Raw genomic sequence first — 14,366 nt, forward strand, 5'->3', positions numbered from 1 at the left:
GGCCGGCTGGGCGTCGTCGTCGGGGGTCGTCATGGCCGTTCGAGGCTCGTAGGACAGGACGTACACCTCGCGGCCCCCCACCTCGCCGTCGGGCCGCCGCGACCTTCCCGCGACGCCGGAGCAGCCGGCCGACCAGCCCGCCGTCCCGGCGCCGGCGTCGGCGCCCGCGCCCGCCTGGCCCGTCTGGGCTGAGCAGGGGACCCCTGCCCCCGAGCCCGACGCCCCGGCCCCGGCCGTCCCCGCGGAGTCCCCGCAGGTCCCGGCGGCGCGCGCGCACGCGCCGGGCACGCACTGGTCCGTGCCGCACGGCTCCGCGGCCCCGTACACCCCGCCGACGCCCTACGCGGCGCCCTCGCCGTACGCACCGCCGTCCCCGTACGCGCCGCCCAACCCGGACGGCCCGGCCACGCAGCAGCCCGCGCACTGGCAGGGTGCCCCGGAGGGCGCCGCGACCCCTCCGGCCGGGGAGCCCCAGGGCCCGTCCGGTGTGCCGCACACCGTCGTCCTGCACCGCCGGCGCCGGCGCACCCTCTCGGTCGCCTGGGTGGTCCCGCTGATCGTCCTGGCGCTCGCCGCGGGCGCGGTCGGCGGTGTCGTCGGCGGGCGGCTCTCGAAGGACGACCACCTGGCCGACGCCGGTCTGCCGGTGGCCGCCGCGGGCGCCGGCACCATCGAGCGCGCGCCGGACTCGGTGGCCGGGATCGCGGCGGACATCCTGCCCAGCGTCGTGTCGATCCAGGTGGACGGGCCGCAGGGCAGCGCCACCGGCTCGGGCTTCGTGCTGCGCGGCGACGGGTACCTGGTGACCAACAACCACGTGATCGCGCAGGCCAAGGAGGCCGCGTCGACCACCATCACGGTGACGTTCGTGGACGGCAGCGAGCAGGCGGCGACCATCGTCGGCAGCACCACCGACTACGACCTGGCCGTGCTCAAGGTCGAGGTCGACGGCCTGACGCCGCTGCTGCTCGGGGACTCGGACCAGGTCGTGGTCGGGGACCCGGTCGTGGCGGTCGGTGCCCCGCTCGGGCTGGCCGGCACGGTGACCACGGGCATCGTCAGCGCGCTCAACCGCCCGGTGTCGGCGGGCGAGTCGGGCGCGGACGCCCAGGCGTTCATCAACGCGATCCAGACCGACGCCGCCATCAACCCCGGCAACTCCGGTGGCCCGCTGGTGAACGCGGCGGGCGAGGTGATCGGCATCAACTCGGCCATCGCGCAGCCTCCGGGCTCGACCGCGCTCGTCGGCGGCAGCATCGGGCTCGGGTTCGCCATCCCGTCCAACCAGGTGCGCCGCACGTCCGACCAGCTGATCGAGACCGGTCACGCCACGTACCCGATCATCGGCGTGCTGCTGGACCAGCGGTACACCGGCGAGGGCGTGCAGGTGTCCACCGACCCGCAGTCGGGGCAGTCGCCGGTCACCGCGAACGGGCCGGCCGAGCGGGCCGGCATCCACCCGGGCGACGTGATCCTGGCCATCGACGGACGGCCCGTGACCGACCCGGACGAGCTCGTCGTGGCCATTCGCGCGCGGACCCCGGGCGACACGATCGTCCTGCACGTGCGCAGCGGATCCAGCGAGCGCGACGTCCGCGTCAAGCTCGACGAGTCCGCCCCGGAGTGACCGGGGGACGGACCGCCGCGTCCAGGACCGGGAGGTAGTCTGACCCGGTGTTCGGGATCAACGGCGGAGAGCTGCTCGTGCTGCTCGTCGTCGCCGCGCTGGTCATCGGCCCCGAGCGGTTGCCGGGCTACGCCGAGCAGCTGGGCCAGTGGGTCCGCAAGGGCCGGGCGTTCCTCCGGGAGGCCAAGGCGCGGGTGGACGAGGAGCTGGGCGACGAGGTCGGCGACGTCGACTGGTCGGCGCTCGACCCGCGCAAGTACGACCCGCGCCGGATCGTGCGCGACGCGCTCCTCGAGGACGACCCCGTCCGACCCGTGAGCACCCCGGCGACCCGACCGGTGACCGGCGCCGCCGCGGCCCGCGCGGCCACCGGGGGCGTGGCGGCAGCCGCGGCCGCGAGCCCGCCGACCCCGTCGCCGTACGACGACGAGGCGACCTGACACCGGCCCCGCGCACACCCCTCCCGCCCCCCGGGACGACACCCGCCAGCCGGGTGCTCCCGCCCTGACAGAATGGTCCGATGGTCTTGGCGCCCCAGCAGTCGCGCATCTTCTCCGGGATGCAGCCCACGTCCGACTCCCTCCAGCTGGGCAACTACCTCGGCGCGCTGACCCAGTGGGTCGCCCTGCAGGAGGACCACGACGCGATCTACTGCGTGGTCGACCTGCACGCGCTGACCGTGAGCCCCGACCCGTCCGTGCTGCGCGACCGCACCCGGCGCACGGCCGCGCAGTACCTCGCGGCCGGCGTGGACCCCGAGCGCTCGATCCTCTTCGTGCAGTCCCAGGTGCCCGAGCACGCCGAGCTCGCCTGGTTGCTGTCGTGCCACACCGCGTTCGGCGAGGCCAACCGGATGACGCAGTTCAAGGACAAGTCGGGCAAGCACGGGACCGAGGGCACCACGGTCGGGCTGTTCACGTACCCGGTGCTCATGGCGGCGGACATCCTCCTCTACGACACCAACCTGGTGCCCGTGGGCGAGGACCAGCGCCAGCACCTCGAGCTCACGCGGGACCTGGCGCAGCGCCTGAACTCCCGGTTCGGGCCGGACACCGTGGTGGTGCCGGAGCCGCACATCGTCAAGGCCACCGCCAAGATCTACGACCTGCAGGACCCGACGGCCAAGATGAGCAAGTCGGCCGAGAGCCCGAACGGCCTGATCGAGCTGCTGGACGACCCCAAGGTGGTCGCCAAGCGGATCCGGTCCGCGGTGACGGACGCCGGGCGCGAGATCCGGTTCGACCCCGAGGGCAAGCCGGGCGTGTCCAACCTGCTCACCATCTACTCGGCCCTCACCGGCCGGGACATCCCCGCGCTCGAGGCCGACTACGCGGGCAAGGGCTACGGCGACCTCAAGGTCGACCTGGCCGCCGTGGTGGTCGACTTCCTCACGCCCTTCCAGGCGCGCGTGCACGGCTACCTGGCGGACCCGGCGTCGCTGGACGACATCCTGGCCGACGGCGCCGACCGCGCGAGCGAGCTGGCGGCCGGCACGCTCGAGCGCCTGTACGACCGCAGCGGGCTGCTGCCGCGCCGGTCCCGCGCCCGGGTCGGCGCGTGAGGCTGCCGGAGCGATCCGGCGACCAGGTCCGGATCGGCGTCGCCATCACCGTGCCCGAGCCCTACGGCACGGTGCTCCAGACCGCGCGGGCGCGGTTCGGCGACCCGTGGGCCGACTTCATCCCGCCGCACATCACGCTCCTCGGGCCCACCGTGATCGAGCACGACGAGATCACCTCCGTCGACGAGCACCTGGCGGAGGTGGCCGCGCAGCACGCGCCGTTCGTCGTGCGGCTGCGGGGCACGGGCACGTTCCGGCCGGTCTCGCCCGTGGTGTTCGTGCAGGTGGCCGAGGGTGTGGCCGGGTGCGAGGGGCTGGAGAGCAGCGTCCGGTCCGGCCTGCTGTCCCAGGAGCTGCGCTTCGTCTACCACCCGCACGTCACGGTCGCGCACGAGGTGCCGGACGACCGGCTCGACGCCGCGTTCGACGGGCTGGCCGACTTCGACGCCTCGTTCGTCGTCGACAGCTTCCACAGCTATGCGCACGGCGACGACGGCGTGTGGCGGCCCGCCCGTGACTTCAGCCTCACCGGTTCGCCCGCAGATGCCGAGGTCATCCGCGCGACCTAGGGTCGGGGCATGACGGCCGACGACACCCGAGCGCAGGCCGACCAGACCGGTCCGGCCGCGGGTGCGGGTGCGGCCCACGCGCGCGCGACCGCCGTCGCGGCGGACCCGCCGGACGCCGCCCCCAGGAGCTCCCTGGTGGGCAGGGCGAAGGCGTTGCTCGCGTGGTGGAAGCGCACGCGGCCGGCCCGGGCCAACGCCCGGTTCGGGGCGCGCGGCGGCGGGGTGCTCACGGGCGGCATCGCGTACGCGGCGCTGTTCTCGGTGTTCGCGGCGCTGACCATCGGCTACACGATCTTCATGGCGGTGCTCGGCGGCAACGACGCGCTGCGCGAGAAGGTCCTCGCCTCCGTGAACGCCTCGCTGCCCGGGCTGATCGACACCGGTGACGGCCAGGGCATGATCGACCCCGACTCGCTCACGCTGAGCGGCGGCCTCACGGTCACCGGCATCGTCGCGGTCGTCGTCCTGCTGCTCAGCGCGATCGCTGCCATGGCGGCCCTGCGTACCGCGGTGCGGGCGATGTTCGCCGACGAGGGCGCCGGCGGGAACGCGGTGCTTGGCAAGGCGCGCGAGCTCGGTGGGTTCGCCGGCATGGCGTTCGCGGTGCTGCTCTCGGCCCTGGTGACCACCGGGGTGGCCAGCGCGGCGTCGTGGATCCTCGACGCCCTCGGCTGGGGCAGCTGGACCACGCTCGTGCTGCGCGGGGTCGGCATCCTGGTCGCGTTCGTCATCGACGCCGCCACGTTCCTGCTGATCGTCAAGGTGCTGGCCGGCGAGGACCCGCCCTGGCGCGACCTGCGGTGGGGGGCGGTCATCGCGGGCGTCGGCATCGGGATCGTCCGGATCCTCGGCACCTCGGTGGTCGCCGGCAGCGTGGGCAAGAACCCGTTGTTCACGTCGGTTGCGGTCATCGTCACGCTGCTGGTCTGGATCAACCTCATCGCGCGCATCGTGCTGCTGGCCGCGGCGTGGACGGCCGACCCGCCGCTGGCCGAGCCCGCCGCCGCGACCTCGGGGGCGCCCGGCGCGTGACCCGCCTGTACCGGCTCCTGGGGTCGCCCTAGGGTCGGCGCATGGCAGCCGAGACGAGCCCGCCGGTCGGGACGCGTGCAGGACGGACCGGTGAGCGGACGCTCGTCGGCCACGGCAAGGAGCTGGTCGCGCGGTGGAAGCACTCCCGACCCGGGCGTGCGAACGCGCGCTTCCGTGCCCGCAGCGGCGGCGTGCTCGCGGGCGGCGTCGCGTACGCGGCGCTGTTCTCCGTGTTCGCCGCGCTGACCATCGGGTACACGGCGTTCGTCGCGGTGCTCGGCGACAACGACGAGCTGCGCGCGCGGGTGGTGCACGCCGTCGACACGACGTACCCCCACCTGCTGGACACCGGCAACGGCGAGGGTGCGATCGACCCCGGGACGCTCGAGCTGTCCACCAGCCTGACCACGGCGGGCGTCGTCGCCGCCGTGGTCCTGCTGCTCAGCGCCATCGCGGCGATGACCGCCCTGCGCAGGTCGGTGCGGGCGATGTTCGCCTCCGACGCCGCGGGCAACCCGATGATCGGCAAGGCGCGCGACCTCGGCGGGTTCGTCGGGATGGGGTTCGCGGTGCTGCTGTCGGCGACGCTGACCACGGGCGCGGGGACGGTCGCGTCGTGGATCCTCGACGCACTCGGCTGGAGCGGGCTGACCTCCGCCGTGCTCAGGGCGCTCGGCATCCTCGTCGCGTTCGTCGTCGACGCCGCGCTCTTCGTGCTCGTCGTCAAGGTGCTCGCGGCCGAGAACCCGCCGTGGCGGGACCTCCTCCGGGGTGCCGCGATCGCGGCCGCCGGGCTCGGGATCGTGCGGACCCTCGGCACGACGGTGGTCGCGGGGAGCGTGAGCAAGAACCCGCTCTTCACGTCCGTCGCGGTGCTCGTCACCCTGCTGGTCTGGGTCAACCTGATCGCCCGGATCATGCTGCTCGCGGCCGCCTGGACGGCGGACCCGCCGTACGTCGAGGAGGGCGCGCGGCCCCGTGACCCGCGCTAGGTCCGCCCCGTCCCGGCCCCGTCGAGCGCCGCGTGGAGCTCGGGCAGCCTGGCGCCGAGGACCGCGAGGCGGGCACGCGTCGCCGCGGGCTCGCCGATCTCGCCGAGCCGCAGCATCCCCGGGTCACCCGCCGCCTGCGCCGCGGCGATCCGGTCGGCCGCCGCCGTCATGCGGACGACGACGTGGTCCAGCACGGCGCGCGGGTCCAGCCCGCCGTAGCCGGCGGCGATGGTGCGCAGCACGTGGACGACCTCGCCGGCGTCGGTCTCGGGGAACAGCACCGCGGTGTTCCACGCGAAGATCGCCACGTCGTCCAGCGGGATCCCCGGGCCGGCGACGTCCCAGTCGAACACCCCGGCCAGCTCGTCGCCGTCGAACGCCATGTTGTACAACGCGCTGTCGTGGTGGCAGACGATCTCGCCGGGCCCGAGTGCCCGCTCGACGAACCGCCACCGCCGGCTCTCCCGCGGGAAGCCGGCGACAACCGCGTGGTACTCCCGCAGCCAGCGCATGGCCGACCGGACCTGGGCGTCGGTCAGCGCCTCGCGGCCGATCTCGAGCACCCGTCCGGGCAGGAACGAGAGGATCTCGCGGCCGCGCTCGTCGACCCCGAGAACCCGGGGGACCAGGGGGAGGCCCGCGTCGGCCAGGAACCCGAGCAGCTCGTGCACCGCGGGCGTCCACGGGCCGGTGGGCCGGCGCACGGTGTCACCCACGCGGACGGCACCGCCGACGTTCCCGCCGGGCAGCGGGACCTCGTGGTCGCGGTCGGGGCCGGGTGGCGCGGAGCGGGAAGGCACGGGCGATCATCGCGCGCGGCACGCCCCGCGCGCGACCCGTTTCCACTCCTCGCGCGACCCGCTCGCCGCTCGCGTGAAGAGTTGGTTGCGCTCACCGCAACGAACTCTTCACGGGACGAGGGGCCGCACGCGGTGGGGTGGCGTGAACTCCTCACGGCGAGGGCACGCACGCGGGGGGTTGGAGTGCGTGAACTCCACGGGGCGTGGGCCCGCCGCCGACGCGTGAACTCCTTACGCAGCGAGGGCACGCACCCGGGTGGGGTGCGTGCCCTCGTGCGCGTCAGACGGCGCGCGGGTGCGTCAGAACGCGCGGGTGATCATCGCGCGCTTGACCTCCTGGATCGCCTTGGTCACCTCGATGCCGCGCGGGCAGGCCTCGGTGCAGTTGAAGGTGGTGCGGCAGCGCCACACGCCCTCCTTGTCGTTGAGGATCTCAAGGCGCTGGGCGCCCCCCTCGTCGCGGCTGTCGAAGATGAACCGGTGCGCGTTGACGATGGCGGCGGGGCCGAAGTACTGCCCGTCGGTCCAGAACACCGGGCACGAGGACGTGCACGCGGCGCAGAGGATGCACTTGGTGGTGTCGTCGAACCGTGCGCGCTGCTCGGCGCTCTGCAGGCGCTCCTTGGTGGGCTCGTTCCCGGTGGTGATGAGGAACGGCATGATCTCGCGGTAGGAGGCGAAGAACGGCTCCATGTCGACGACCAGGTCCTTGATCACCGGCAGGCCCTTGATGGGCTCGACCGTGATCGGCTTCTTGAGGTCGAGGTCCTTGAGCAGGGTCTTGCAGGCCAGGCGGTTGCGGCCGTTGATGCGCATGGCGTCGGAGCCGCACACGCCGTGGGCGCAGGAGCGGCGGAACGTCAGCGAGCCGTCCTCCTCCCACTTCACCTTGTGCAGCGCGTCGAGCACGCGGTCGGTGCCGTGGGCGCGGACCGTGAACTCGTCCCAGTACGGCTCGGCGGCGGCGCCGTCGTCGCCGGGCAGGTAGCGCCGGACCTTGAGGGTGACGTCGAAGGACGGGATCACGGGAGCCGCCGAGGGCGCGTCGAGCACAGCAGTCATCAGTACTTACGCTCCATCGGCTGGTAGCGGGTCATCGTGACGGGCTTGGAGCCCAGCACGAGCTGGTAGTCGTCGAACAGCGTGGTGTGCGCGAACGAGCCCTTGTGGTCGCCGTCGCCCTCGCTGCCCCACAGGCGGTGCCCCTTGACGGGCAGCGGCCGCCGGTAGGCCATCGTGTGGCGCATGTAGTTCTTGTCGTCCCGGTCGGGGAAGTCCTCGCGGAAGTGGCCACCGCGGGACTCGTCGCGGTTCAGGGCGCCGACGACGACCGTCTCCGCGATGTCGAGCAGGAAGCCCAGCTCGACGGCCTCGAGCAGGTCGGTGTTGAACATCCGGCTCTTGTCCTGCACGGACACGTGCCGGAACCGCTTCTGCAGGGCCTTGATGTCGTCGAGCGCCTGCGTGAGCGACTCGGACGTGCGGAACACCTGGGCGTTGAGGTCCATGCTCTCCTGCAGCGCCTTGCGGATGTCCGCCACGCGCTCGCCGTCGGGCCGCGTGCGGATCTCCTCGAGGCCGGCGACGACGGTGGCCGCCGGGTCCTCGGGGAGCTCGACGAACGACGCCTGCAGCGCGTAGGCGGCGGCCGAGATGCCGGCGCGCTTGCCGAACACGTTGATGTCGAGCAGCGAGTTGGTGCCCAGGCGGTTGGAGCCGTGCACGCTCACGCACGCGACCTCGCCGGCGGCGTAGAGGCCCCGGATGACGTCGGTGGAGTTGCGCAGCACCTCGGCCTCGATGTTGGTGGGGATGCCACCCATCGCGTAGTGCGCGGTCGGGTACACGGGCACGGGCTCGGTGTACGGCTCGATGCCGAGGTAGGTGCGCGCGAACTCCGTGATGTCCGGCAGCTTGGCGTCGATGTGCGCCGGCTCGAGGTGCGTGAGGTCGAGCAGCACGTAGTCCTTGTTGGGACCGGCGCCGCGACCCTCGCGCACCTCGTTGGCCATCGAGCGGGCGACGATGTCGCGCGGTGCGAGGTCCTTGATGGTGGGGGCGTAGCGCTCCATGAAGCGCTCGCCCTCGGAGTTGCGCAGGATGCCGCCCTCGCCGCGCGCGGCCTCCGACAGGAGGATGCCGAGGCCCGCCAGGCCGGTCGGGTGGAACTGGAAGAACTCCATGTCCTCCAGCGGGATGCCGCGGCGGTACGCCAGCGCCATGCCGTCGCCCGTGAGCGTGTGGGCGTTCGACGTCGTCTTGTAGATCTTCCCGGCGCCGCCGGTGGCCAGCACGACGGACTTGGCCCGGAAGACGTGGATCTCGCCCGTGGCCAGCTCGTACGCGACGACGCCCGAGACGTTGACCTCCTCGCCGTCCGGCACGTGGCCGGCCGCGAGGTCGTGGTCCACCAGCAGGTCGAGCACGTAGAACTCGTTGTAGAACTCGACCTCGTTCTTCACGCACTGCTGGTAGAGCGTCTGCAAGATCATGTGACCCGTGCGGTCGGCGGCGTAGCAGGACCGGCGCACGGCGGCCTCGCCGTGGTTGCGGGTGTGCCCGCCGAACCGGCGCTGGTCGATCTTGCCCTCGGGCGTGCGGTTGAAGGGCAGGCCCATCTTCTCCAGGTCGAGCACCGCGTCGATGGCCTCCTTGGCCATCACCTCGGCAGCGTCCTGGTCCACCAGGTAGTCACCGCCCTTGACGGTGTCGAACGTGTGCCACTCCCAGTTGTCCTCCTCGACGTTGGCCAGCGCGGCGCACATGCCGCCCTGCGCCGCACCCGTGTGGGAGCGCGTCGGGTAGAGCTTGGAGATGACGGCCGTGCGCACGCGCGTCGAGGACTCGAGGGCCGCGCGCATGCCGGCGCCGCCCGCGCCGACGATCACGACGTCGTACTGGTGGGTCTGCATCGGGGTCGATGCCTTCCTGTCTCTGGAGGAGGTCAGTCGTCAGGACGCCGTGCAGAACGACGGGAGCAGGTCCGCGGTCGCACCGGTGGGGCACGGGTCGAACGTGAAGATGACGAGCGTGCCGAGCACGACGACGATGGCGAACGCGAGGTACAGCAGGCCCTTGAGGACGAGCCGCAGGTGATCGCGCTCCGCGTAGTCGTTGATGATCGTGCGGACGCCGTTGGTGCCGTGGATCATCGCGAGCCAGAGCATGAGCAGGTCCCAGACCTGCCAGAACGGGGACGCCCACTTGCCGGCCACGAACCCGAAGTCGATGGCCTTGACGCCCTCGCCGGCCACCAGGTTGACGAACAGGTGCCCGAAGATCAGCACGAGCAGGACGACGCCGGACGCCCGCATGAACACCCAGCCGTAGAGCTCGGTGTTGCCGCGCGTGGTCAGGCGCGCCGGGCGCGGCTTGGGGGGCCGCGGGGCCTTGGGGTCGGCGATCGTGGTCATCACTCGCCCCCGAACACGTGCATGAGGTGGCGCGGCAGGAAGCCGGCCATGGTCACGACGAACAGGCCGAGCACCACCCAGAGCATCACGCGCTGGTACTTGGGGCCCTTGGCCCAGAAGTCGACCAGGATGATCCGCAGGCCGTTGAAGGCGTGGAACACGATGGCGGCGACGAGGCCGGCCTCGCCCAGACCCATGATCGGGTTCTTGTACGTGCCGATGACGTCGTTGTAGGCCTCGGGCGAGATGCGCACCAGAGACGTGTCGAGCACGTGGACGAGCAGGAAGAAGAAGATCGCGACGCCGGTCACTCGGTGCGCGACCCACGACCACATGCCTTCTCGGCCGCGGTAGAGCGTTCCGGCGGGCACCTTGCGTTCGGACGGCGCTCCGCGTTCGGAGGTCGCTGCAGGCACTGGGGGGCCTCCTGGCGAGGAAGAGGGTCGGACGACGGCGTCCTTGTCGCGTCAACTGTAGTGAACCGATCAGTACGCAACCCGTCGGCAAGGGCCCTAGGGCCCCCGCTGTGAGGTATTGCACAGCGCAGAGCCGGCGTGCGCGGCCGATACCCTGGCCCCCATGCCCTCAGCGATCCCCGGTTTCCACGCCGTCGTCCCGGCCGGTGGTGCGGGCACCCGCCTGTGGCCCCTGTCCCGCGCGGGGCACCCGAAGTTCCTGCTCGACCTCACGGGGTCCGGGCGCACCCTGCTGCAGGCGACGGTCGACCGGCTGCTGCCGCTGACCGGTGCGGGCGGGGTCCTCGTGGTCACGGGCGCGCGCCACGCGGTCGCCGTCGCGGACCAGCTGCCCGAGCTGGGGGCCGACGACGTGCTGGCCGAGCCGTCGCCGCGTGACTCCATGGCGGCGATCGGGCTGGCGGCCGCGGTGCTCCTGGAGCGCCACGGCGAGGACGTCGTGCTCGGGTCGTTCGCCGCGGACCACGTCATCGACGGCTCCGAGGCGTTCCACCGGGCCGTGCGCGAGGGGGTGGTCGCCGCCCGCGCGGGCTACGTGGTGACCCTCGGGATCGCCGCGACCGGCCCGTCCACGGCCTTCGGCTACGTCCGGTCCGGTGCCCTGCTGGGCCTCGACGGCGCGCCCACGGTCGCGCACGCGTCGGGGTTCACGGAGAAGCCCGACGCTGAGACCGCGACCGCGTACCTGGCGACCGGGGAGTATCGGTGGAACGCGGGCATGTTCCTCGTCCGGGCGCGCGTGCTGCTGGACCACCTGGCCGCGCAGCTCCCCGCGCTCGCGGCCGGCCTGCGCGAGATCGCCGCCGCCTGGGACTCCCATGCGCGTGGCGAGGTGCTGGAGCGCGTGTGGCCCGGCCTGACCAAGATCGCCATCGACCACGCGATCGCGGAGCCCGTGGCCGCCGCGGGCGGCGTGGCCGTCGTGCCCGGCGACTTCACGTGGGACGACGTCGGCGACTTCGACTCGCTCGCCCAGCTGCTGCCCGGGGACACGCTCGGCGACGAGACCGCCGTGCTGCGGCTCGACGCGGCGGGGGCGTTCGTCGTCCCGGGTGCGGGCCGCGCGGTCACGGTGCTCGGGCTGCCGGACGCGGTGGTGGTCGACACCCCCGACGCGGTCCTGGTGACCACGCGGGCGCACGCGCAGTCCGTGAAGTCCGCGGTCGACGGCTGGCGCGCCGCGGGCCGCGAGGACCTGCTCTGACGCGGACACCCTCGGCCCGTCCCCGCCGTCGCGGTTAAGGTCGAGGGCGTGCCGCCCGCCCCCCTCCTGCCCGTCGTCGCCCCGCTGACCAGCCTCCGCCCGGACCCGGTGGAGCCCGTGTCGGCGCGCCTCGCCGCGCTGGTCGCCGAGCTGCGCGACGAGCTGGTGGCCATCCGCCGCGACATCCACGCCCACCCCGAGCTCGGGCGCACGGAGGTCCGCACCACGAAGCTCGTCGCCGAGCGGCTGCGTGCGGCCGGCCTCGAGCCGCAGCTGCTCCCGGGCAGCGGCCTGGTGTGCGACCTCGGGCCGAGCCCGCTGACGTCGGGCCGCAAGCGCATCGCGCTGCGGGCGGACCTCGACGGGCTCCCGGTGCACGACACCAGCGGGGTCCCGTGGGCCTCGACCGTGCGCGGCGTCACGCACGCCTGCGGGCACGACGTGCACACCGCCGCGGTGCTGGGCGCGGGCCTGGTCCTCGCGCAGCTGTCCGACGAGCTGACCACGGGCGTCCGGCTGGTGTTCCAGCCCGCCGAGGAGGTGCAGCCCGGGGGAGCCCTCGACGTGCTCGCGGCGGGCGGCCTGGACGGGGTCGGGCAGATCTACTCCTTCCACTGCGACCCGAAGGTCGACGTGGGCCAGGTGGGCACGCGCATCGGACCCATCACGTCGGCGAGCGACGAGGTCACGGTGACGGTCTCCGGGCCCGGCGGGCACACGTCGCGCCCGCACCTGACGGGTGACGTTGTCTTCGCGCTCGGCCAGGTCATCACGCAGGTGCCGGCGATCCTGGGCCGGCGGCTGGACCCGCGCTCGGGCGTCAACCTCACGTGGGGGGCCGTCCAGGCCGGCGCCGCGCACAACGCGATCCCGTCGACCGGCGTGGTCAAGGGCACGCTGCGCTGCCTCGACGTGCGCGCGTGGGAGAAGGCCTCCGAGGTGTTCCACTCCGCGGTCGAGCAGGTGGTCGCGCCCCTGGGGGTCACCGTCGACGTGCGGCACCACCGCGGGGTCCCGCCGGTGGAGAACGCCGAGCACGCGACCTCCGTGCTCGAGGCCGCCGCGCGCGACGTGCTGGGCCCGAACTCGGTGCTGCTGACCGAGCAGTCGCTCGGCGGCGAGGACTTCGCCTGGTACCTGACCAAGGTGCCGGGCGCGATGGCGCGGCTCGGCACGCGCACGCCGGGCGGCCGGACGTTCGACATCCACCAGGGTGACCTCCGGGTGGACGAGCGCGCGGTCGAGGTCGGGGCACTCTTCCTGGCCCGCGCCGCCCTTCTCGCAGGCTGAGACGGCACGTCCGCCACCTGGGCCGACATACCAAGTCGGTAACGGAACCTGCACGGATACCCACCGGTAACCTGCACGACACGTCGCGCTCGTTATGGTCCGAGCATCAATGCCGGGCAGCCCCAGACCTGTGGTGGCACACCGTCGTGCCAATCGCACGGTCGGCCCAAGCCGGACCGGCTGCTGACGAGATTCAGGAGAGTCGCGTGAAGAAGATCATTCGAGTGGCCGCGCTCGGCGGGGCGGTCGCCCTTGCGCTTGCGGCGTGTGGGAGTGCCCCCGAGGACACGTCGACGCCGGGCAGCTCCGGTTCGACCGCTGCCTCCGTCGACTTCAAGGCCTGCATGGTCTCGGACGCGGGCGGCTTCGACGACAAGTCGTTCAACCAGGCCGGCTTCGAGGGCCTCATGAAGGCCAAGGACGAGCTCGGCATCACCGAGGCGCACGTCGAGTCCTCCGCCGACACCGACTACACGCCGAACATCGACAGCCTGGTCGCCGAGAACTGCAACCTGATCATCGGCGTCGGCTTCCTGCTCGAGGACCCGATCCAGACGGCCGCCGAGGCGAACCCGGACATCAAGTTCGCGCTCGTCGACAGCGCGTTCTCGGACGCCGACTTCAACCCGGTCACCATCGACAACGCCAAGCCGATCCTCTTCGACACGGCGCAGTCGGCCTACCTCGCGGGCTACGTGGCCGCGGCGCAGTCGACCACCGGCAAGGTCGCCACGTTCGGCGGCATCCAGATCCCGTCCGTCACCATCTTCATGGACGGCTTCGCCGACGGCATCGCCAAGTACAACGAGGACAGCGGCAAGTCCGTCCAGCTCCTCGGCTGGGACAAGGCGGCGCAGACCGGCGTCTTCGCCGGCAACTTCGACAGCCAGGACGACGGCAAGAACATCGGCCAGTCGTTCATCGACCAGGGCGCGGACATCATCATGCCCGTCGCCGGTCCGGTCGGTCTGGGCACGGCGTCCGTCGCGCAGGCGGCCGGCAACGTCGCGATCGTCGGCGTCGACGCCGACTGGTTCGAGACCACCTCGTACGGCCCGATCGTCCTCACCTCGGTCATGAAGGAGATCGGCCCGGCCGTCTTCGACACGATCAGCGAGGCCGTGGACGGCAAGTTCACGTCCGACCCGTACGTCGGCACGCTGGAGAACGAGGGCCTCGGTCTGGCCCCGTTCCACGACTTCGACTCCAAGGTCTCGGACGACGTCAAGGCGAAGGTCGAGGAGCTCAAGGCCGCGATCATCTCCGGCGACATCGTCGTGGAGTCCGCGGCCTCCCCGAAGTGATCTGACGCACCACCCCAGTCCGACGGCCCGGGCCCAGCGCCCGGGCCGTCGGCCTGTCCGGCGCCCACCGCTCGGGGAGATGGATAGTGTCTGAGAAC

14 protein-coding genes and 1 pseudogene are annotated in these 14,366 nt (G+C 72.7%); 9 read left to right on the forward strand and 6 right to left on the reverse strand.

The window, feature by feature from the left end:
• A pseudogene (locus AB5970_RS12670) lies at positions 1–288 on the reverse strand (hypothetical protein); the annotation flags it as partial.
• Between the two features lie 10 nt (positions 289–298).
• On the opposite strand from AB5970_RS12670, the gene AB5970_RS12675 reads away from it, so the two are divergent.
• The 6 genes from AB5970_RS12675 (at position 299) to AB5970_RS12700 (ending at position 5,781) form a co-directional block, all read left to right on the forward strand.
• Positions 299–1,627 (forward strand): S1C family serine protease, encoded by a 1,329-nt coding sequence (locus AB5970_RS12675; protein ID WP_370504305.1) that lies wholly within the window; start codon positions 299–301, stop codon positions 1,625–1,627.
• Positions 1,628–1,674: 47 nt separating this feature from the next.
• Entirely contained in the window at positions 1,675–2,067 is a 393-nt protein-coding gene (locus AB5970_RS12680; protein ID WP_370504306.1) for a twin-arginine translocase TatA/TatE family subunit, read from the forward strand.
• 80 nt (positions 2,068–2,147) lie between these two features.
• Positions 2,148–3,188 carry a tryptophan--tRNA ligase gene (gene trpS / locus AB5970_RS12685; protein ID WP_370504307.1) on the forward strand — a complete coding sequence of 347 codons (1,041 nt, stop codon included), beginning with the start codon at positions 2,148–2,150 and terminating at the stop codon, positions 3,186–3,188.
• Positions 3,185–3,757, forward strand: coding sequence for a 2'-5' RNA ligase family protein (locus AB5970_RS12690; RefSeq protein ID WP_370504308.1), 573 nt, complete (start codon positions 3,185–3,187; stop codon positions 3,755–3,757). Before trpS ends, AB5970_RS12690 begins: the two co-directional genes overlap by 4 nt.
• Positions 3,758–3,766: 9 nt before the next feature.
• Complete coding sequence (locus AB5970_RS12695; protein WP_370504309.1) at positions 3,767–4,789, forward strand: YihY/virulence factor BrkB family protein; 1,023 nt, start codon at positions 3,767–3,769, stop codon at positions 4,787–4,789.
• A gap of 41 nt (positions 4,790–4,830) precedes the next feature.
• A complete protein-coding gene (locus AB5970_RS12700) occupies positions 4,831–5,781 on the forward strand; it encodes a YihY/virulence factor BrkB family protein (protein WP_370504310.1) in 951 nt (316 codons plus the stop codon).
• Here AB5970_RS12700 and AB5970_RS12705 read toward each other — a convergent pair.
• From AB5970_RS12705 to sdhC, 5 genes are all read right to left on the reverse strand, one after another.
• Positions 5,778–6,581 carry a phosphotransferase gene (locus tag AB5970_RS12705; RefSeq protein ID WP_370504311.1) on the reverse strand — a complete coding sequence of 268 codons (804 nt, stop codon included), beginning with the start codon at positions 6,579–6,581 and terminating at the stop codon, positions 5,778–5,780. The genes AB5970_RS12700 and AB5970_RS12705 overlap by 4 nt on opposite strands.
• Positions 6,582–6,881: 300 nt before the next feature.
• A complete protein-coding gene (locus AB5970_RS12710; protein ID WP_370504312.1) occupies positions 6,882–7,643 on the reverse strand; it encodes a succinate dehydrogenase iron-sulfur subunit in 762 nt (253 codons plus the stop codon).
• Positions 7,643–9,493 (reverse strand): succinate dehydrogenase flavoprotein subunit, encoded by a 1,851-nt coding sequence (gene sdhA / locus AB5970_RS12715; RefSeq protein ID WP_370504313.1) that lies wholly within the window; start codon positions 9,491–9,493, stop codon positions 7,643–7,645. Before sdhA ends, AB5970_RS12710 begins: the two co-directional genes overlap by 1 nt.
• A 39-nt stretch (positions 9,494–9,532) precedes the next feature.
• A complete protein-coding gene (sdhD, locus tag AB5970_RS12720) occupies positions 9,533–9,994 on the reverse strand; it encodes a succinate dehydrogenase, hydrophobic membrane anchor protein (RefSeq protein ID WP_370504314.1) in 462 nt (153 codons plus the stop codon).
• Positions 9,994–10,365: a succinate dehydrogenase, cytochrome b556 subunit gene (gene sdhC / locus AB5970_RS12725; RefSeq protein WP_370504315.1), complete on the reverse strand. Its 372-nt coding sequence runs from the start codon at positions 10,363–10,365 to the stop codon at positions 9,994–9,996. The genes sdhD and sdhC overlap by 1 nt, the downstream gene beginning before the upstream one ends.
• A 208-nt stretch (positions 10,366–10,573) precedes the next feature.
• Between sdhC and AB5970_RS12730 the strand changes: the two genes are divergently transcribed.
• The 3 genes from AB5970_RS12730 (at position 10,574) to AB5970_RS12740 (ending at position 14,268) form a co-directional block, all read left to right on the forward strand.
• Complete coding sequence (locus tag AB5970_RS12730; RefSeq protein WP_370504316.1) at positions 10,574–11,674, forward strand: mannose-1-phosphate guanylyltransferase; 1,101 nt, start codon at positions 10,574–10,576, stop codon at positions 11,672–11,674.
• An 84-nt stretch (positions 11,675–11,758) separates the two neighbouring features.
• Positions 11,759–12,964, forward strand: a complete 1,206-nt coding sequence (locus AB5970_RS12735; RefSeq protein ID WP_370504364.1) for an amidohydrolase — start codon at positions 11,759–11,761, stop codon at positions 12,962–12,964.
• Between the two features lie 206 nt (positions 12,965–13,170).
• Complete coding sequence (locus tag AB5970_RS12740; RefSeq protein WP_370504317.1) at positions 13,171–14,268, forward strand: BMP family lipoprotein; 1,098 nt, start codon at positions 13,171–13,173, stop codon at positions 14,266–14,268.
• Positions 14,269–14,366: the final 98 nt, after the last annotated feature.

Origin of the sequence: Cellulomonas sp. ICMP 17802 (assembly GCF_041295535.1) — a bacterium.
In the GTDB taxonomy this organism is placed as follows: domain Bacteria; phylum Actinomycetota; class Actinomycetes; order Actinomycetales; family Cellulomonadaceae; genus Cellulomonas.

Coding starts and splice junctions, on each gene's coding strand:
- AB5970_RS12695 (WP_370504309.1), top strand. CDS start 3,767: ATGACGGCCGACGACACCCGAGCGCAGGCCGACCAGACCGGTCCGGCC.
- AB5970_RS12710 (WP_370504312.1), bottom strand. CDS start 7,643: ATGACTGCTGTGCTCGACGCGCCCTCGGCGGCTCCCGTGATCCCGTCC.
- sdhD (WP_370504314.1), bottom strand. CDS start 9,994: ATGACCACGATCGCCGACCCCAAGGCCCCGCGGCCCCCCAAGCCGCGC.
- AB5970_RS12700 (WP_370504310.1), top strand. CDS start 4,831: ATGGCAGCCGAGACGAGCCCGCCGGTCGGGACGCGTGCAGGACGGACC.
- AB5970_RS12730 (WP_370504316.1), top strand. CDS start 10,574: ATGCCCTCAGCGATCCCCGGTTTCCACGCCGTCGTCCCGGCCGGTGGT.
- trpS (WP_370504307.1), top strand. CDS start 2,148: ATGGTCTTGGCGCCCCAGCAGTCGCGCATCTTCTCCGGGATGCAGCCC.
- sdhA (WP_370504313.1), bottom strand. CDS start 9,493: ATGCAGACCCACCAGTACGACGTCGTGATCGTCGGCGCGGGCGGCGCC.